Origin of the sequence: Enterobacter cloacae complex sp. 2024EL-00711 (genome assembly GCF_047529885.1) — a bacterium.
Taxonomy (GTDB): Bacteria; Pseudomonadota; Gammaproteobacteria; order Enterobacterales; family Enterobacteriaceae; genus Enterobacter; species Enterobacter ludwigii.
In genome coordinates this window covers 100,492-119,600 of record NZ_JBLIZC010000007.1, presented here as the reverse complement: position 1 = coordinate 119,600, position 19,109 = coordinate 100,492, and the positions used below count along the sequence as shown (strand labels likewise).

General features: G+C 59.1%; 17 protein-coding genes. 5 read left to right on the top strand and 12 right to left on the bottom strand.

Annotated features, from left to right (window positions below):
* Window positions 1–360 precede the first annotated feature (360 nt).
* Entirely contained in the window at window positions 361–531 is a 171-nt protein-coding gene (locus ACMVME_RS18745) for a YfgG family protein (RefSeq protein WP_020883056.1), read from the top strand.
* Here ACMVME_RS18745 and ACMVME_RS18740 read toward each other — a convergent pair.
* Window positions 528–1,418 carry a LysR family transcriptional regulator gene (locus tag ACMVME_RS18740; RefSeq protein WP_032678668.1) on the bottom strand — a complete coding sequence of 297 codons (891 nt, stop codon included), beginning with the start codon at window positions 1,416–1,418 and terminating at the stop codon, window positions 528–530. The genes ACMVME_RS18745 and ACMVME_RS18740 overlap by 4 nt on opposite strands.
* 97 nt (window positions 1,419–1,515) lie before the next feature.
* Here ACMVME_RS18740 and ACMVME_RS18735 point away from each other — a divergent pair, with 97 nt between their 5' ends.
* From ACMVME_RS18735 to ACMVME_RS18725, 3 genes are all read left to right on the top strand, one after another.
* Window positions 1,516–2,709, top strand: a complete 1,194-nt coding sequence (locus tag ACMVME_RS18735; RefSeq protein ID WP_414743475.1) for an MFS transporter — start codon at window positions 1,516–1,518, stop codon at window positions 2,707–2,709.
* Between the two features lie 111 nt (window positions 2,710–2,820).
* A complete protein-coding gene (locus tag ACMVME_RS18730; protein ID WP_020883054.1) occupies window positions 2,821–3,288 on the top strand; it encodes a DUF6130 family protein in 468 nt (155 codons plus the stop codon).
* Window positions 3,289–3,299: 11 nt separating this feature from the next.
* Entirely contained in the window at window positions 3,300–4,043 is a 744-nt protein-coding gene (locus tag ACMVME_RS18725) for an alpha/beta fold hydrolase (RefSeq protein ID WP_068794860.1), read from the top strand.
* 45 nt (window positions 4,044–4,088) lie between these two features.
* On the opposite strand, the gene ACMVME_RS18720 is transcribed toward ACMVME_RS18725, so the two are convergent.
* Complete coding sequence (locus ACMVME_RS18720) at window positions 4,089–4,535, bottom strand: winged helix-turn-helix transcriptional regulator (protein WP_414743474.1); 447 nt, start codon at window positions 4,533–4,535, stop codon at window positions 4,089–4,091.
* 113 nt (window positions 4,536–4,648) lie between these two features.
* Here ACMVME_RS18720 and ACMVME_RS18715 point away from each other — a divergent pair, with 113 nt between their 5' ends.
* A complete protein-coding gene (locus ACMVME_RS18715) occupies window positions 4,649–5,866 on the top strand; it encodes an MFS transporter (protein ID WP_068794861.1) in 1,218 nt (405 codons plus the stop codon).
* Window positions 5,867–5,906: 40 nt separating this feature from the next.
* On the opposite strand, the gene iolB is transcribed toward ACMVME_RS18715, so the two are convergent.
* The 10 genes from iolB to ACMVME_RS18665 all read right to left on the bottom strand — a co-directional run bounded on the left by iolB (window position 5,907) and on the right by ACMVME_RS18665 (window position 19,015).
* Entirely contained in the window at window positions 5,907–6,719 is an 813-nt protein-coding gene (gene iolB, locus ACMVME_RS18710) for a 5-deoxy-glucuronate isomerase (RefSeq protein ID WP_025203476.1), read from the bottom strand.
* A 9-nt stretch (window positions 6,720–6,728) separates the two neighbouring features.
* On the bottom strand, window positions 6,729–7,619 hold the full coding sequence (iolE, locus tag ACMVME_RS18705) for a myo-inosose-2 dehydratase (RefSeq protein WP_068794862.1): 891 nt from the start codon (window positions 7,617–7,619) through the stop codon (window positions 6,729–6,731).
* A 14-nt stretch (window positions 7,620–7,633) separates the two neighbouring features.
* Window positions 7,634–9,538 carry a bifunctional 5-dehydro-2-deoxygluconokinase/5-dehydro-2-deoxyphosphogluconate aldolase gene (locus ACMVME_RS18700; RefSeq protein ID WP_068794863.1) on the bottom strand — a complete coding sequence of 635 codons (1,905 nt, stop codon included), beginning with the start codon at window positions 9,536–9,538 and terminating at the stop codon, window positions 7,634–7,636.
* Between the two features lie 12 nt (window positions 9,539–9,550).
* Window positions 9,551–10,684, bottom strand: coding sequence for a Gfo/Idh/MocA family protein (locus ACMVME_RS18695; RefSeq protein ID WP_020883047.1), 1,134 nt, complete (start codon window positions 10,682–10,684; stop codon window positions 9,551–9,553).
* A gap of 8 nt (window positions 10,685–10,692) precedes the next feature.
* Window positions 10,693–11,721, bottom strand: a complete 1,029-nt coding sequence (locus ACMVME_RS18690; RefSeq protein ID WP_014171147.1) for an ABC transporter permease — start codon at window positions 11,719–11,721, stop codon at window positions 10,693–10,695.
* 11 nt (window positions 11,722–11,732) lie between these two features.
* Window positions 11,733–13,280 carry a sugar ABC transporter ATP-binding protein gene (locus ACMVME_RS18685; protein ID WP_032678678.1) on the bottom strand — a complete coding sequence of 516 codons (1,548 nt, stop codon included), beginning with the start codon at window positions 13,278–13,280 and terminating at the stop codon, window positions 11,733–11,735.
* A gap of 54 nt (window positions 13,281–13,334) precedes the next feature.
* Entirely contained in the window at window positions 13,335–14,264 is a 930-nt protein-coding gene (locus tag ACMVME_RS18680; RefSeq protein ID WP_020883045.1) for a sugar ABC transporter substrate-binding protein, read from the bottom strand.
* Window positions 14,265–14,295: 31 nt separating this feature from the next.
* A complete protein-coding gene (gene iolG / locus ACMVME_RS18675) occupies window positions 14,296–15,282 on the bottom strand; it encodes an inositol 2-dehydrogenase (RefSeq protein ID WP_025203474.1) in 987 nt (328 codons plus the stop codon).
* A gap of 290 nt (window positions 15,283–15,572) precedes the next feature.
* The gene (gene iolD / locus ACMVME_RS18670; protein ID WP_068794864.1) at window positions 15,573–17,498 is read right to left on the bottom strand and encodes a 3D-(3,5/4)-trihydroxycyclohexane-1,2-dione acylhydrolase (decyclizing); all 1,926 of its coding nucleotides are present in this window, start codon (window positions 17,496–17,498) and stop codon (window positions 15,573–15,575) included.
* 11 nt (window positions 17,499–17,509) lie between these two features.
* Window positions 17,510–19,015 (bottom strand): CoA-acylating methylmalonate-semialdehyde dehydrogenase, encoded by a 1,506-nt coding sequence (locus tag ACMVME_RS18665; RefSeq protein ID WP_068794865.1) that lies wholly within the window; start codon window positions 19,013–19,015, stop codon window positions 17,510–17,512.
* Between the last annotated feature and the right edge of the window lie 94 nt (window positions 19,016–19,109).

Here is a 19,109-nt window from a genome sequence, read left to right as displayed (position 1 = left end):
TTAAACCCCTTTCGCTCCAGAGGGAAATGAAGACAGGCATCCAACCTGACGTACCTGCCGCCCGACAACGTGCGGGGCGAACAGTATGGAGGTGGGATTTTAAATACCAGGCCAGGGAAACCGTTGACTTAAATCAAACTAATTTACTCAAACGATCCTTTCTTACATTTTTTTTGAAATAGTTTTCTTCATATTATCAATATGGTAAATGCAATTATTAATTTCAATAACATTAATTAATGTAACTATTGACGGTTATTTACACATTTGCGAATTGACCCTCTCTTCCCGCTGTGCCTTAATATCCCTGTCGCCCAAAAGGGCATGCCCAGGAAAAACACAGTGAGTCAGGCCACGCGTATGCGAAAACGACATCAGTTCAACACCCGGATGACCCGCATCATACTGCTTATCAGCTTCCTGTTTTTCTTCGGCCGCTTCGTTTACTCCTCTATTGGCGCCTGGTATCACCATCAGGACAAGGCCCAGTCACAGCAATCCAGCCTGACCGTTGATTCAGCCGATCGCTAACGCGTCGAAGGATTTTGTAATATCCGAATTATCCCTGCTATTCCTTTGCTCAGGATTTTATCCTGGCGCATCACCACAGCCAGCTGTCGCTGCAGCACGGGCGTGAGCGACATCATGCATAGCCCTTCGCGGTCAGCCGCCAGGTCTACGGCCATACGCGGCACGATACTGTAGCCAAGCCCCGCACGTACCATCCGCTTGATCGCCTCGATGCTGCCCAGTTGCATCACCGGCGTGAGGATTCGCCCCTCGGCAGCAAACCAGCCGTCGATCAGCGCCCGGGTGCCGCTGCCTGATTCAAAAGCAATGAATGGCTGCGCGTGCAACGCAGCCGGCGTCAACGACTGAAAACCGTCCTGCTGGTCCAGCGACGCGATAAAAACAAACTCTTCGTCCATCACCGGCGTAACGTCGAGCGCTCTTCCGCTCACCGGTAACGTCACCAGCCCCATATCAAGTCGGTTTTCTTCAATTGCCCGGACGATGTCGAGCGTATTGCCGGTCGTCACGCCCACTCTGAGAAGCGGATAGTCACGCCCGAGCTGCTGCAACAGCGGCGGCAGAAGATGAATGCAGGCCGTTGCGCCCGTGCCAAGCGTAATGGTGCCACTCACGTCGTGGCTGAACTCACTCACGGACCGAATGGCTTCATCCACCGCCTGCTGAATACGCTCCCCGTGCACCAGCAACGCCTGCCCGGCAGCCGTGGGTTTGATACCCCGCCCGGTACGCTCTACCAGCCGGGTTTGCAGAAACTGCTCCAGCTGGCGGATTTGCAGGCTGACGGCCGGCTGGGAAATGCCCAGCAGGTCCGCCGCCGCGGAAAAACTGCCGCGCTGGATAACCAGACGGAACGTCGCGAGATAGCCCAGGTTGAGCGTTGTCATTCAAAGTTTCTCTTATACAGCGCATAAGGTGGCTGACCTGCCAGCACAATAGCGCGCTCGCTATGCTCAGGACAACTGCATAACGGAATGAAAAACAATGAAAACACGTGTCCTTCCCCGTCACCTCGCCCTCCGGGCAGGTTGTCATCAGCTTATCAACTGGGGGATCTCGTTTTATATGCCCGGGACCTTTGCCCAGGCGATTGTGGTCGACCGGGGGTGGTCATCACCGCAGCTCTACCTCGGCCTGACGCTGGCGATGCTGGTAATGGCGATGGTCTCCCCTTTTGTCGCCCGACTGTTGGCGTACGCTGGCGGGCAGAACGTGGTGATGAGCGGAACGTTACTGATTGCCGCAAGCTGCGCGGGCATGGCATATACGCAGACGCTGTTCGGCTGGTACGGTGCCTGGCTGGTTGCCGGTATCGGGATGCGGCTGTCGCTGTATGATGCGCTGTTCGCCGCGCTGGTGAACCTGTACGGCCAGCAGGCACGCAGAACGATCTCGCGCATCACGCTCGCTGGCGGTCTGGCATCAGCGGTTTTTTGGCCGCTGGGTGATGGGCTGCTGAAAGTGATGAGCTGGCAACACGCATTGCAGATCTACGCCCTCTTTGGCCTGCTGAGTGCGGTGCTGATTCGCACGCTTCCCCACCAGCAGCTGGCGGCCCCCCCGCACGTTACCGCGCCGCCCGTGCGCGAGGAACGGCGTAACGGCTGGCGGTATGCCACGTTTATTGCCCTCATGACCTTTGTCTCTAACGGCACGTCCACCCATCTGCCAGAGTTTATTGCCAGTTTTGGCCTGCCGGTCGCCATCGGCATGCTGTGGGGAGTTGGCCAGACGGGCGCACGCGCCACGGAGGTGCTGGCGGGTGCACGCTTAACCCCGCTCAACCTCACGCTCCTGACCGCCCTCGCCATGCCGCTCTGCTTTGTTATCGGGTTAAGCAGCTCGCTGTTTGTCGGGTGTGCCGCCGGTTTTGTGCTGGGCTACGGCGCCATCAACGGGCTGATGACGATAGTAAAAGCCACCCTGCCGCTGACGCTTTTCAGCGCCGAAAGCTATGCCCGCCGCACCGGCATGCTGCTCATTCCCGCACAGCTTATGGCCGCGGCATCGCCGTTTGCCTATGCGTGGCTAAACAAAACGCTGGGGATCGCCGGCGCAATGTGGGTTTCCACCGCGCTGACGCTGGTGATTGCCGGGCTGGCGATAGCGATTGTGCGCAGTGCCAACCCCGCGCGGAATGATGAAATGTATCCCACTGTATCCGGAGCGCCACGCTGACAAGCCGGTACAAAACGCCGTTCCCCGCAAACATCCCGGATACATAAAAATGGTTTTCTGTGTCTGTCATTGTTTGAAACCGAATTTGAAACCGATTGAGGAAAGACTCAGATGATCCGTCGTTATTTACTGCTCCCTGCACTTGTTCTGGCGTCAGCAACCTGCTCCTGGGCCGCACCGCTGGATAACCTCAGCGCTGCCGACGTCAACGGCCCTGCCGCGGTTGCCCCGCTGGAACGTCCACAGCCGGCCGCTAAGCTGATTGTCGATCCACCGCTTGCCGGCCCGCTGAGCAAGGGGGCGGTCTTTATTCAATACCGGGCTGAAAACCTGCGCATCGAGCCGGTATTCGGGCCCGATGCGCTGAAGGTCACACCACGTATCGGCCATATCCATGTCGTGGTGGATGACGCCCCCTGGCACTGGGCCGATACCAGCGGAGAGCCAATCATTCTGGTTGGGTTACCCGCCGGGAAGCATAAAGTGACCATAATTCTGGCCGACCCCACGCATAAACCCATCGACCATAAAACCATTGAATTCACCGTACCGCCTCACGCAACGGTCCATCATTTTTAAGGAGCCAGACAATGAAAGCACGCACTGTACTGACGGCGGGTCTGCTGGCGCTTTCAGCCAGCGCCTTTGCTGAGAGCAAAACCAGCGTGGTGCTGGTCCATGGCGCGTTTGCCGATGGCAGCAGCTGGAACAAGGTCATTACCCGGCTGCAAAAACAGCATACCGAGGTGATCGCCGTCCAGCTGCCGCTCACGTCGCTTAAAGATGACGTTGCCGCCACCCGGCGCGCCATTGCACGGGCGCATGGCGATGTGGTGCTGGTAGGTCATTCCTGGGGCGGAACGGTGATCAGCGAAGCGGGCAACGATGCACGGGTAAAATCCCTGGTGTACGTAGCGGCCTTTGCGCCTGATTCCGGCCAGTCGACGGCGGACCTGGCGGGAAGTTACCCACCGCCAGCGGGGAGTGCGGATATCGCAAAAACGGCAGACGGGTATTTGTATCTCCCGCCAGAAGCCGTGATGAAAGACTTCGCACCGGATGCAGGCGCCGTTGAACAGCAGACCATTGAAGCTACTCAGGGGCCAATCAAGGCCGATGCGTTTGCGGAAAAAGTGAGCCATGCGGCCTGGCATGAAAAGCCAAGCTGGTTTGTGGTCAGCAAAAATGACCGGATGATTAACCCGGAGCTTGAACGTGCGATGGCGAAAACGATCCACGCGAAAACCACGGAAGTGGCAGCAAGCCACGTGTCGATGGTGAGTCAGCCGGATGATATTGCCCGCACGATTGAGCAGGCAATCACAAACCATTAAGAATGACACAACAGCCCGCGTAGCGCGGGCTAGCAGAGCGTCGGGTTACTTCACTTTCTGCACGTCAGTATCTTGCGCCTTCAGCGCCGTTCCATCCTGCGCTGCTGGCGCCATCAGGGGAACCGGCTTGCCGGTACGCCTGTCGATCAACAGCGAGTGGCGCTCCCCGCGTTCAAACAGATGCTGCTCTCCCCACTGGCGAAGCGCAACGACGATGGGAAACAGGCTTTCGCCTTTGTCCGTCAGGACATATTCCTGATACGACGTACCGTCCGACGCCCCCTGCATCGCGAGAATGCCCGCGTCGACCAGCTTGCGCAGCCGGTCAGCCAGAATGTTACGCGCAACCCCGAGATCCCGCTGAAAATCCCCGAAACGGCGCATGCCGTCAAAAGCATTACGCACAATCAGAAGCGACCAGCGATCGCCAATCAGATCGACGCTGCGGGCAACGGGACAAAATTCCAGTTCAATCGGTTTACGAGACGGCACAGCGTTACCTCGGCAGGTCAGTCAATAATAACTGGTTGCATTTTAAAACTGCATAGCCTAGCCTTCAACTGGTTTCTTTTTAAAACCACATTACCCAGGGCGAGGATTTGAACATGTCACACGCGTCACCACTACCGTCAGATCGAAAAACCGGGCACGTCCGCTCAGGCGACATGCCGCGTAGCCTGGTGTGGCTGTTCGCCCTCGCCAGCGGCTTAAGCGTGGCCAACGTCTATTACGCACAGCCGTTGCTTGACGCGTTGTCCAGAGACTTTGGCATCAGCCATGGTGCCATTGGCGGCGTGGTCACCGCCACGCAGATTGGCTGTGCTCTGGCTCTGCTGTTCGTGGTTCCTCTGGGGGATAAAGTGGATCGCCGACGTCTGATGGCTCTACAGCTTGTCGTACTGGTGGCCGCTCTGGTCGCGGTCGGCATGGCGCAGACGTCAACGATGCTGCTGGCGGGTATGCTCGCCACTGGCTTGGCAGGAACGGCCATGACGCAAGGGCTTATCGCCTATGCCGCCAACGCCGCGTCGCCGCATGAGCAAGGCCGCGTTATTGGTGCGGCACAAGGCGGGGTATTTATGGGCCTGTTAGTGGCCCGCGTCGTCTCCGGAGGCATCAGTGATATCGCGGGCTGGCGCGGCGTGTATCTCTCTGCCGCCGGGCTGATGGTCATTATTGCGTTTCCGCTGTGGTGGAGGCTGCCCCGCTTGCCTGCGGTGCCTGAAACGATGAGTTATCCGCGCCTGATTCACTCAATGCTGATCCTGCTGCGGGAAGAAAAAGTTCTGCAGGTGCGCGGCGTACTGGCTTTACTGATGTTCGCTGCGTTCAATATTTTCTGGAGCGCTCTGGTGCTGCCGTTAAGTGCCCCACCCTATAACTTATCGCATACCGCCATTGGTGCTTTTGGCCTGGCCGGAATGGCAGGCGCGTTAGCGGCAACCCGGGCCGGAGAGTGGGCCGATCGAGGATATGCCCGGCGCACCAGCGCGGCTGCACTGGTCGTGTTACTCCTGGCGTGGTGGCCGATTTCACTGATGGATCGTTCGCTCGGTATTTTGCTCATTGGCATCGTGCTGCTCGATTTGGGCGGGCAGGCGCTGCATGTCACCAACCAGAGCCTGATCTTTCGCGCCCGCCCCGAGGCGCATAGCCGGCTGGTCGGGCTTTACATGCTGTTTTATGCTGTCGGCAGCGGTCTGGGCGCGCTGAGCACCACGATGACGTATGCCATTGCGGGCTGGCAGGGCGTCTGCCTGACTGGCGCAGCGGTGAGCCTGGTGGCGCTGGTGTTCTGGTGGGTAACGCGCAAAACAGGATAAGGGTGATAAAAAAGCCCGCGGGGTGCGGGCTTCTGCAACGTCAACGTGGATAGTCGCGGTTGATCCAAGCGTGATCGTCTTCCCAGGTGAACATCCATTTTCGCACCGGACCGGCCATCACGTTGAGATAGTAGCTGTCATAACCAGCCAGCGTCGCCACCGGATGGTACCCCTTCGGCACCATCACCACATCGCGGTTATAAACGGCCATACACTCATCCAGCGACCTGTCGTCGGTATAGACCCGCTGCATGCAGAACCCCTGCCCGGGATTGAGGCGATGATAGTAGGTCTCCTCCAGGTAGGTTTCCTGCGGTGGATTATCCGTATCATGCTTATGGCTCGGGTATGAACTGGTACAGCCTTCGTGGGTCCAGACCTCAACCACCAGCAGGCTGTCGGCGGGTTGATCTTCCGGCAGAATATTGTGCACGTAGCGCTGGTTATGGCCTTTGCCACGCGCCTGTGCGTCGATATCCTGCGGAGCGATAAGCCGTGTCGGGAAGGACCCTTTGCCGGGTGCGGCACAGACCGCCAGCTCCAGCGTCGTCAGCGCCTTAATCTGCACCGTCTCCTGCGGCGTGACGTAGACCGCCCAGGGTTTTATGCGCTCAAACGGACTCATCCGCTCGCCGATGTCAGTAAACTGCGCGGTAGGTGTGCTGATAGAGGCCCGTCCGGCCACCAGCACCAGACAGCGCTCTTCGCTGACGGCGGGCAGCGTCAGCGTCTGCCCCTCCTGCAGTTCATACGCTTCAAAGCCAACGTATCCCCAGCCCGCGCGTTCCGGCGTGACGGACTGGGTGCGGCCCTCCGCACTCGGCGGTTGCCAGCGTGATAACAGACGTGACATGTCACCTCCTCAGATAAGCCCGGCGTCGCGCGCCATGCGGCTCAGGTTGTTATACCCCAGACGGGCGTAGGTCAGCGGGTGAGCGATAGCAGGATCCTGCTCCGCCTCCACCACCAGCCAGCCGTGATAATCCTGCGCCTTCAGCAGCCGCATGATGGGCGGATAGTCCACGCAGCCGTCACCCGGTACGGTGAAGACCCCACTCAGCACCGCATCAAGGAAGCTGGTTTTGCGGTTTTTGACGTCCGCCAGCACGTCGGCGCGCACGTCTTTGCAGTGAACATGGTTAATGCGCGATGCCCAGCGCTGGGCCACCGCCAGCGGATCAGCCCCGGCAAAGGTCAGATGGCCCGTGTCCAGCAGCAGGCCCACCTCTTCACCGGTATGGGTCATCAGGTTATCGACATCTTCAGCGGACTCAATGACCGTTCCCATATGGTGATGGTAGGCAATCTGCACCCCCTGCTGCTGCGTGTAGCGGGCGAAAGCGGTCAGCTTCTCACCGTACTCTTGCCAGCGCGCGTGCGGGAAGCGCGGGCGAAGATGAACCGGCGTCTGTTGCTCGCCGTGAATACAGCCGCTCACTTCGGCGAATACCAGCACCTTTGCCCCCAGTTCGCGCAGCAGCGTCAGGTGGGACTGCACGGCGGCAATCTCCTCCTCCACGCTACGCTCCAGCAGACGCCCTGAATACCAGCCGGAGACCAGCTGCAGATCGTGGCGCTGCAAAATGAGGCCAAGCAGACGCGCCTCACGCGGGAATTTATTGCCCAGTTCGAAACCGGCAAAACCGGCCTCTTTCCCTTCGCTCAGACAGGTATCCAGCGGCGTCTCCGCGCCGAGTGAAGGCAGATCGTCGTTCGTCCATGTCAGCGGGTTAATGCCTAATTGCACACTCATTGTCGTCTCCTGAATTATGCGTGTCCGCGCTCGCGCCACCAGGCGATAAGCTGCAGGTAATTGTCCCGGATGCGTGCCACCAGCTGCGCATCGTCAATATCGTGTTTCAGCCATGCACGGGACGCATCGCCAAACAGCGTGCGTCCTACGGCAAAGCCCTTCACCAGCGCGTGTCCCGAGGCGGCTTTAAAATCAGCACGAAGCTGCTCAGCCGGGGCGTCCAGCCCGAGGATCACCACGCCACGACAGTGTGGATCCCGACGTTCAATAATCTCGCTCAGCGCCGTCCAGCCATCGGCAGAGAGCGGCGGCAGTTTCCACCAGTCGGGACAAATCCCCAGGTTGTAAAAACGCGAGATGGCGCGCAGGTAAAGCTCATCGCTGCGCGGCATGCTGGCAGGCAGGATCACCTCCAGCAGCAGTTCATGACCGGACTGGCAGCAGGCGTGGTAGACCTCTGCGATTTTCTGCTCCTGCTCCAGACGCAGGCCGTGCGCATCTTCCGGATGGAAAAAGACCAGGCATTTCACCACATGTTCCTGCGGCCAGCTGATGAGTTGCGTGCCGATGTTACCGTGCTCCATCTCCAGCGGCCGGGAGCCCGGCAGCTCAATAGGGCGGCCTATCCACCACCCTTCGCCGGTAATCGCGTTCAGGGCGTCCTGACCAAAAGTGCCGTCACACAGCAGGCCGGCTTTGCCCTCAAGCCCTGCGCTGCTGGCCGCCTCACGGCTGGCCTGCAGAATAAGCTGCTTCAGCGCTGGGATGCGCTTCAGGGATGCCCCGCACTGCAACGCCATATCTTCCAGCTGGCTGCGATGATCGAAGGCCATCACGCACAGCTCCGGCCACTCACGGCGGCGGGTGGTGACGCGGTGCAGATGGTTCAGGCGCGCGTCAAGATCGGGACGCGGCACCGACGCCGCACGCGACAGGTAGTCGTCCAGCTCAGCCTTGCTCGGCATCGCCGGGGCACAGCCGTGGCGGGACACCACCAGCGCACCACACGCGTTGGCATAGCGGCAGGCCTGCTCCCAGCCTTCGTCGTTAAGGTAGCCGCGCAGCAGGCCGGACATAAACGCGTCGCCCGCACCGAGCACGTTCAGCACCTCAACGCGCACGCCGGTCACCGTCAGACCCTCATCCAGCCGGGGCGGTATAGCGTCGGTATACACCGAACAGCCAAGCGCTCCACGCTTGCAAACCAGCGTAGCGTTACTCACGGCGCGCACGCGACCCAGCGCCTGCAGGGTATCGGTACTGCCACCTGCAATGTGGAACTCTTCTTCGGTGCCGACAATGACGTCGAAAAGGTGCAGCACCTCCTGCAGTTCACGGGTCACGTTTTCCGCGGCAATAAAGCGCGTCTCCCCGTCCCCTAATGAGGTCAGCCCCCACAGTACCGGACGGTAGTCGATATCCAGCACCGTGCGAACACCGTGACGGCGGGCATAGTTAAGCGCCGTCAGCACCGCGTCACGGGTCTGAGGGTGCGAGAGATGGGTCCCGGTGATGGCAAGGCACCGTGCGGAGGCTATGTAGCGTTCGTCCACATCGCTGGCCGTGATGGCCATATCCGCGCAGTTATCGCGATAAAAAATCAGTGGAAAGGTGTCCCGGTCTTTAATGCCGAGGAGCACCAGCGCCGTCAGGCGTTCTTTGTCGGTGATCAGATGGCTGGTATCGCAGCCCACCTGGTGTAATTCTTCTCGCAGGAAGCGTCCCATATGTTCATCACCGACGCGTGCCAGCATCGATGAGCGCAGCCCCTGACGCGCCGTCCCGTAGGCCACGTTGCCGGACGAGCCGCCGAGATATTTCGCGAAGCTCGACACATCCTCAAGACGGGCACCAATTTGCTGACTGTAGAGGTCTACCGCCACGCGGCCCATGCATATCACATCAAACTGCTTTTCCACGTTGATACCTCATCAGACAATGTCGTTCACGTTCAGCCAGCGGCCTTCCTGGTGTGAGAGTGCGATGGCGTCCAGCACCCGCGAAACCTTCCAGCCCTCTTCAAAGTCCGGCCACATCGGCACATCAGCGGCAATACCGTCGACCAGGTCGCGTACTTCCACCGTTTTTTGATCGTTAAAGCCGATACCATGGCCCGCTCCCATGCAAAACGCGCCATAGTCCGGATGTGACGGACCCACAAGCAGCGTGCGGAATCCCTGGCGGTTTACCGGGTCGTCATGCAGATAGAGCTTCAGTTCCGCCATCCGCTCCTGGGTAAAACTGATGGCCCCTTTGGTGCCGGTTATCACATACGACAGTCCCATCTTGCGCCCGCAGGCGACGCGGGACGTTTCAATCACCCCTTGTGCTCCGCCGGCGAAACGGACCATCGCGTGCGCCTGATCTTCGTTTTCAACCGCAACGTTTTGCGACGAACCGGCCTGCGCCGGGCGTTCAGGCACAACAATTTTTAAATCACCGCAGACCTGCTGAATGTCCCCGACCAGATACTGCGCCATGTTGACGATATGCGCCGCCAGGTCCCCCAGTGCACCCAGTCCGGCGGTCTCTTTAAAACAGTGCCAGTGAATGGGAGAAAGCGGGTCGGCCATATAATCTTCGTTGTGGGTACCGTAGAAGTGGATCACCTCACCAATCTCGCCGCGGGCGATGATCTCTTTCGCCAGCTGTGCCGTCGGGTTTTTCATGTAGTTAAAACCCACCAGCGTTTTCACCCCTGCCCGCTTCGCGGCGTCCACCATTTCACGTGCGTCATGGGCATTCAGCGCCAGCGGCTTTTCCGAGTAGACATGCTTACCGTGACGAATGGCCTCCAGCGCCATCTCTTTATGCAGATGGTTGGGCGAGCATATATCCACGACATCAATCGCCGGGTCAGCCACCAGTGCCCGCCAGTCGCCGGTTGAGCGGTTGAAGCCAAAGGCCTGCGCCCGCTCTGCCGCCAGCGCGGGCGTCACTTCCGCCACCATCTCGCGCACCAGTTTGCCGCGCAGGGTAAATACCGTCGGCGCCTGGGCATAGGCGATGGCATGCGCCTTGCCGATATACCCGGTGCCAATCAATCCAATACGAACCTCTTTCATCCTGATCCTCACAATGCGCCGCGACGGCTCTTGGCATAGGTGTCGAATGCCACCGCCAGAACGATAATTAATCCGGTGATTATTTGCTGGTAATAGGCTGAGACGTTCATCAGCACCAGACCGTTAATCAGGATCCCCATAATGATGGAGCCGATGATGGTGCCGCCGATGCGTCCATAGCCGCCCATCAGCGAGGTGCCGCCGATGACCACCGAGGCGATAACGCGCAGTTCAAAGGAGATCCCGGCGACAGCTTCCGCGCTGCCAAGACGAGCGCTGAGAATGAAGCCCGCCAGTCCCGCCAGACAGCCAATCAGCACATAGACACTCACCAGCACGCGCTTCACGTTGACCCCCGCCAGGCGCGCTGCCTCCGGGTTACCGCCGATGGCATAGACGAAGCGTCCCCAGCGGGTTTTATGCAGCGCCAGGTACCCGCCAAGCGCCACGATAGCGAAAATCCAGATTGGAATGGAGATGCCAAGCAGCTCCCCGCGTCCCCACCAGCGGTAACCCGGGTCGAAACCTGCAATGGGCGCGCCGTCGTTAATCACCAGCGTCAGGCCACGCCAGATGGTCATCCCGCCGAGGGTGACGATAAACGGCGGCAGGCGCAGGCGGGTTACGCCCAGGCCGTGCAGGAAGCCAATCGCCGTGCCCATCGCCAGACAAATCCCCAGCCCAATCAGCCAGCTCATGCCGCCCCAGGCGTTCGGATCAACGGTGGTGAAGTTGTCGCCCTTAATCACGTATGCGGCGGTCATGGCGCAGACCGCCAGGATGGAGCCGACAGAAAGATCGATACCGGCAGTCAAAATGACGAAGGTCATCCCCACGGCCATGATCCCGTAGATGGACACCTCGGTCAGGATGTTGAAAATATTGCGTTCAGAGAAAAAATTGCTGTTCTGCGACTGAAAGAAAATCAGCAGCAGGATCATGAAAATCAGTACCCCGAAGCGCTCGAAGAAGGCGATAGGATCGAGGCGTCCGCTGCGTTTCACCGGAACCTGCGTTTTAGAAATCATCTGCGTCATGGAAAACTCCGTTATGCCGCGTTGAGGGCGTTGTGGTTGATGGCCATCATCGTCATCAGCCGCTCTTCGTTAGCGTCGTCGCCGTGGATCTCACCGGTCACCCGGCCTTCACTGAGCGTGATGATCCGATCGGATACCGCCATCACTTCAGGCAGATCGGAGGAGATCACGATCACCGCCACGCCCTGTTTGGCCATATCAAACAGCACCTGGTGCACTTCCGACTTGGTGCCCACGTCGATACCGCGCGTCGGCTCATCGACAATCAGCACCCGAGGGTTCAGCGCCATGCAGCGCGCCAGGATAACTTTCTGCTGGTTACCGCCGGAGAGCTTGCGCACCTCCTGCGCGCTGTTGACCATTTTGATCTGCAGCGCCTTGCGGTAGGACTCAATCAGATCGTCCTCTTTGCGGGTATTCACAAACCAGCGCCACTGCATCAGAGAAGAGAGACTGGAGAGCGACAGGTTGTCGCGAATCGATAACCCCAGCACCGCCCCCTCTTTCTTGCGATCTTCCGGGACCAGCGCGATGCCCTGATCGAGAGCGTACATCGGGTCGCGCGGTTGATACGGGACGCCGTCCAGCTCAAAGCTGCCCGAGGTAAAGGCATCCGCCCCGAACAGGCAGCGCGCCACTTCGGTGCGCCCTGCCCCCACCAGGCCGGCAATGCCCAGTACTTCTCCGGCGTGGACATGGAAGCTAATGTCATGCAGGGCAATGCCGTGCGGATCCAGCGGCGGTTTTTCGCGGCTCAGCCCTTTTACTGCCAGGCGGACCGGCTTGTTTTCATGATGGGTTTCGCTGGCGGGACGACGATTAAACGCCACGTCACGCCCCACCATCAGACGGATCAGCTGCTCGACATTGGTTTGCGCCACGGCGCCACTGCCGGTGAAACGGCCGTCCTGGAAAACGGTAAAGCGATCGCAAAGCTGGAAAACTTCGTGCAGTCGGTGGGTAACGTAAATAATGCTCACCCCCCGGTTTTTCAGCTCGCGCACCACGCGGTGCAGGCTTTCCACCTCGCTGTCGCTCAGCGCCGCGGAGGGTTCATCCATGATGATCAGCCTGGCGTTCAGCGTCAGCGCCCGGGCAATCTCGACCATCTGCTGCTGGGCTACGCTCAGACGGGCAACAGGCGTGGTTGGCGCAACGTTCAGCTGCAGATAATCGAGGATCACCTGCGCCTCCTGGTTCACCGCTTTTTCGTCGACAATCAGGTTACGTTTACGCGGCTCACGCCCGAGAAACATGTTTTCCGCGACGGTCATATTGGGCAGCAGGTTAAATTCCTGATAGATAGTGATAATGCCCTTGTTCTGCCGCTCAACCGGTGAATCGTCCACCGGCAGCGTGTCGCCGTTGAACCAGATATCCCCGCGCGTTTGCGGCTGTGCGCCCGCCAGGGCTTTCAGCAGCGTGGATTTCCCCGCTCCGTTCTCACCCAGCAGCGCGTGGATCTCCCCGGCACCGACGGTGAGCTGTGCGCTGCTCAGCGCCCAGACGCCAGAAAAGCTTTTTGCCAGGTCGGTCACTTTCAGTAAGGGTTGCGACATCGGTCTGCTCCTCCTTAATAGTGAGCCGCCACCTGCGCGGCGGCTCAGGATAAATCAGTTACCGGCCTCACTGATGCGCTCAGCCTGCTGCAGATTTTCTTTGGTGATAAGCGTTGGCGGGTAGTCCGCGCCGGTGATGGCTTTCTTCTCACGCACGTTGGCCACCAGCTGGCTCATCGCCGTTTGTACCGCGAAGCCCGGGCGCTGATCCGCCGTGACCGCCAGCCAGCCGTCGCGCACGCGCGCCAGCGCCTCAGGGACCGCGTCAAATCCGGTCACCAGAATTTCGCCTGGTTTCACGCCCTGGCCCTGCAGCGCTTCAATTGCGCCCAGTGCCATGTCGTCATTGGCGGAGAGGATCACCTGTGGGCGTTTCGGCAGTGACGGCAGAACGCTTTCCACAATGCGCATCCCTTCAGAACGCATCCAGTTGCCGGTCTGATCGGCAACGATCTTGTACTTGTCCCCGCCCGCCTTCAGGCTGTCGCGGATCCCTTTGGTACGTTCAATGTTGGAGGAGGAACCTGGCTGGCCGGTGAGCAGAATAATGTCTGCCCCGTTGGGGAATTTGCTTTTAACGAAGTCGCCAATCGCCTGCCCGCCTTTGTAGTTGTTGGCACCAAAATGCGGCACCTTCTTCTGGCTGTCGACGGAGCGGTCAAGCGTCACAACGGGCAGATTCGCATCCTGAATTTCATCCACCGCGCTGGAGACGGCATTGACGTCATTCGGGGAGACGATGAACCCCTGCGCACCACGGGTGATGGCGTTTTCCAGGTCAGCGACCTGTTTCGGCGAGCTGCCCTGCCCGTCCAGTACCTGAAGCTTTACGCCCATCTCTTTTGCGGCTTTTACCGCGGTACGCTGCATGTGAACTTCAAACGGCATCGCCAGGTTTGGTGTACTGAAAACAATTTGCTCGTTTTCGGCCATTGCTGCCCCGGCGGTCATGGCGATGAGGGCGGCTAAGATCAGTTTTTTCATTATTATGTCTCTCTGTGTAGGGTGGTTGTGTTTAGAGGACGATCTCACGCTGGCTACGCAGGGATTCCAGCGCTTTATCCGCCAGGTACAGCGCACGTTCACCATCGTCGCCGCTACAGTCAGGCGTCGCTTCGCCGCGCAGCACCGCAACAAAGTGTTCCCACTCCGCGGCGTAAGCGGATTTGTAGCGCTGCAGGAAGAAATGTTCCGGCAGCGCGCCGGTGCAGCCCTGTTTGCCGTAGTGCTGCACCTGATTTTCAAGAATATTGCCCGCGCACAGCAGGCCTTCTGAGCCGTGCAGTTCCAGGCGCTGGTCGTAGCCATAAGAAGAGCGGCGGCTGTTGACGATGGTCGCCATCGCGCCGGAGGCATACTTCAGTACGATAAACGCGGTATCGATATCCCCCGCCTCGCCAATTGCCGGATCCACCAGATTGCTGCCCTGGGCATACACCGACACCGGCTCTTCGCCCATGATGAAGCGCGCCATATCAAAATCGTGAATGGTCATGTCGCGGAACATACCGCCGGAAACGCGCACATATTGCGCCGGTGGCGGGGACGGGTCGCGGGAGATAATCAGCAGCGATTCGGGCTTACCGATCCGCCCGGCCTGCACCTCGGTTTTGACCCGGCGAAACTGCGGGTCAAAGCGGCGGTTAAAACCGATAAACAGCGGTACGTTGTACTCGTTAACCACTTTCAGGCAGTCGCGCACGCGGGCAAGATCCAGGTGTACCGGCTTTTCACAGAAAATCGCTTTGCCGTGGCGGGCGGCCATCTCAATCAGATCCGCGTGGGTATCCGTCGCAGACGCGATCAGCACGGCATGAACGTTTGGGTCGCTCATCGCGTCCTCCAGACTCTGCAGACGAGCCTGATATTGCGTGGCGAGGCGGGTGGCAAATTCCTGATTCGGGTCGACCACAGACCAGAGCGTGGTCTCACTGTGGCTGGCGATGTTAGCTGCATGTACCTGGCCAATTCGGCCAGCGCCCAGTAAAGCAATGTTAAACATAACGGCTCCCGGTGTTGGTGAATGCTGTGAACTAACGACCCCTTAAATAAAACATTTATTTCATTTTTATAAATAGTGAAAATTATATTTTTGAGTGCGGGTTAACACTTTTGAGATGATTGAGATAAATTTTGTTATCAATATCACAACATTGCAGCCGCTCCGTGATGCACTTGCCACAGGAACACAGGAGACAAAATGGCGACAGGTGTGCCCTCTCCCGTGGCGGGAGAGGGTGAGAATGAAGGCAGTGAAAAATGAAATGAAAATTTCGTTATGGCGGGAAATACTTAATACTGGCGTGCTTTTTTCAGCTGCGCCTGGGTTTGCTCGGCGGCTTTGCGCACCGCAGACGATCCCGCGACCTGCGCATCACCGGTTCGCCACCATGACGCGTAATCATGGGTCATGGTTTTTGGCAGCACTTTGATATCCAGCAGCGTTGGGCCAGGATGCGCCCGCGACGCCGCCAGCGCCGCCAGCAGACTCTGCTCGTCGTGGACCCGCCACGCGCGGCAGCCATAGCTTTCCGCGTTCTGGGCGAAATCGACTTTTACCAGCGGCCCGTCAAGCCGGCCTGAATCTGGATTTCGATGACGGTTTTCCGTACCGAAGCTCCCCATCCCGTGCCCCATCTGCAGGTTATTAATGCAGCCGAAGCTGGCATTATCAAACAGCAAAACGGTGACGTTGATCCCCTCCTGCACCGCGGTTTGTAGCTCGGAGTGCAGCATCATGTAGGAGCCATCCCCCACCATGGCGTAAACCGGCTGATGCGGGCTGGCAAGCTTCGCGCCTATCGCCGCCGCAATCTCATACCCCATGCAGGAGTAGCCGTACTCCAGGTGATAACCGTCCGGCGTCTTCACCTGCCAGAGGCGCTGTAAATCTCCGGGCAGCGATCCGGCTGCGCCCACAACGATGGCGTTATCTTCGATATGTTGATTGATAAGCCCCAGCACCCGCGTCTGGGTCAGACGGGTGTTGAGCGCCTCACCGTATTCCGCCAGCTGCGCATCAAGGTGCCCTGCCACTTCAGGCGCATCGTCGGGATGCCACTGACGGCCCCATAAGCGCTGGCACTCCGCATGCCAGGCAGATTTCGCCTGAGCAATCTCCTCTCCCCAGTGGCTTCGGTACGCCGGGAGCGCCTGCGTTAACGCGTGCAGCCCGGTTTGCGCATCGGCAATCAGCGCCGTGGCATCCAGTTTCACGGCATCAAACTCGGCGACGTTTAAAAGCAGGAACTCGACGTCCGGATGGGAAAAGAGCGCTTTGGAGCCGGTGGTAAAGTCCGTCAGGCGCGTGCCGATGCCAATCACCAAATCCGCCCTGGGTGCAAGCTGGTTAGCGGCCATTCCGCCCGTCACACCGATCCCTCCCAGATTAAGGGGGTGATCGCTTACCAGCGCCCCCTTTCCGGCCTGGGTTTCGGCAAACGGCAGTTGCAGCGTCTCAACAAATTCCCGAAATGCCTCATGCGCGCCGGAATAACGCACGCCCCCGCCACACACCACCAGCGGACGGCATTTACGGGCAATCAACGCCTGTGCCTGGGCCAGACGCTGGGGGTCAGGCGGACGGCGTTCAATGTGATGCACGCGACGCGCAAAGAAGCTCAGGGGATAATCCCAGGCTTCGCCCTGTACGTCCTGCGGCAGGCAAATGGTCACTGCCCCCGTCGCTGCGGGGTCAGTAAGCGTTCGCATCGCATTTAACATCGCGCTCATTAACTGTTCCGGACGGTTAATGCGGTCCCAGTAGCGTGAAACGGGACGGAAGCAGTCGTTGGTGCTGATACTGAGATCGTGGTACTGCTCGATTTGCTGCAAAACCGGATCGGGCTGGCGGCTGGCATAGATATCCCCCGGTAACAGCAGGAGCGGAATGCGGTTCGCGGTGGCGGTCGCCGCGGCCGTCACCATATTCGCCGCGCCGGGCCCGACGGATGAGGTGACGGCAAAAATGCGCCGACGGCGATGCTGTTTGGCGAATCCGGTCGCCATATGGGCGATGCCCTGTTCGTTACACCCCTGCATCACCTGCAGGTGGCCAGGATCCTGCTCCAGTGCCTGGCCGATACCCAGCACGTTGCCGTGACCAAAAATGGTCGCCACGCCCTCCACGAAGGGCGTTTCGTGTCCATCAATGGAGACATACTGTTGATTAAGGAATCTGACCAGGGCCTGAGCCATGGTCATACGTTCGGTTTGCATAAAACCTCCTGTCAGCCCAGCGTCGGCATGGAGAACGCAGCGCCAGTCTCCTGCTGCATTTCCGGCCAGCGTGCGGTGATGGTTTTCATTCGGGTGTAGAAACGCACGCCGTCGTTGCCGTGGACATTCAGCGCACCAAAGATCGAACGCTTCCAGCCACCAAAACTGTGGAACGCCATCGGCACCGGGATCGGCACGTTCACCCCAACCATCCCCGCCTGCACCTCTTCGCAGAAGCGGCGCGCGCAGCCACCGTCACGGGTAAATATTGCCGAGCCATTACCATATTCATGCCGGTTAATCAGGTCCACCGCGCTGCTGTAATCTGCAACACGCACCACAGAAAGTACCGGCCCGAAAATCTCTTCTTTATAAATGGTCATCTCCGGCGTGACGTTATCGAACAGCGTTGGTCCGACAAAATAGCCCTGCTCGTGGCCTTTCACGCTGAACCCACGGCCATCCACGCGCAGGCGGGCTCCCTGACTTTCCCCGCTGTCGATATAGCCCAGCACTTTGTTACGGTGTGCCGAGGAGATAAGCGGCCCCATTTCGTTCTCTGGCGTCTGGTCCAGACCCGGTCCGACGCGCAGCGCGGCAATCTGTTTTTCCAGCCGGGAACAGAGTTCATCAGCAGTGTTATCCCCCACCGCCAGCACCACCGACAGCGCCATGCAACGTTCTCCCGCCGCGCCGAAGGCAGCGCCCATAATCGCGTTCGTCGCCATATCCATATCGGCATCCGGCATTAAGATGCAGTGGTTTTTTGCCCCGCCCAGTGCCTGACAGCGTTTACCGTGGGCGGAGGCGGTCTCGTAAATGTATTGGGCGATCGGCGTTGAACCGACAAAGCTCACAGCCTGCACGCGCGGGTCAGTCAGCAGCACGTCAACCGACTCTTTATCGCCCTGCACCACGTTAAACACGCCGTCTGGCAGGCCGGCGTCTTTCAGCAGTTTTGCCAGCGCGAGCGCCAGAGAGGGATCTTTTTCCGACGGTTTCAGCACGAACGTGTTGCCGGTGGCCAGCGCAATCGGGAACATCCACATCGGCACCATTGCCGGGAAATTAAACGGCGTGATCCCGGCACATACGCCGAGCGGCTGCATCAACGAGTGGCTGTCGACACCGGTGCCGACGTTAGCGGAGTGCTCACCTTTTTGCAGATGCGGGATGCCACAGGCAAACTCCACCACTTCCAGGCCGCGGGTCAGCTCGCCCACCGCGTCGGAGAAGACTTTGCCATGCTCTTCGCTGATGATGCGGGCCAGGCGCTCCATGTTCTCTTCCAGCAGCGCTTTGAAGCGGAACATCACGCGTGCGCGTTTAAGTGGAGAATGGCGCGCCCAGCCAGGAAAAGCCTGCTGTGCTGCGGCAATCGCCTGTTCGGTTTCCTGTGCCGTACTCATCACCACCTGGCGGATCTGCTCTCCGGTGGCCGGGTTGAAGATTGCCTGAACGCGCTGGCCTGAACCGGTGACACACTCGCCGTGAATAAAATTCGCTACCGTCTCCATCCTTAACCTCTCGCTGTTGATACGTGACTGTTACCTGAACACTATATATGAAACAAATATTCCATTTTAAGTTGAAATAAAATAAATGATGATT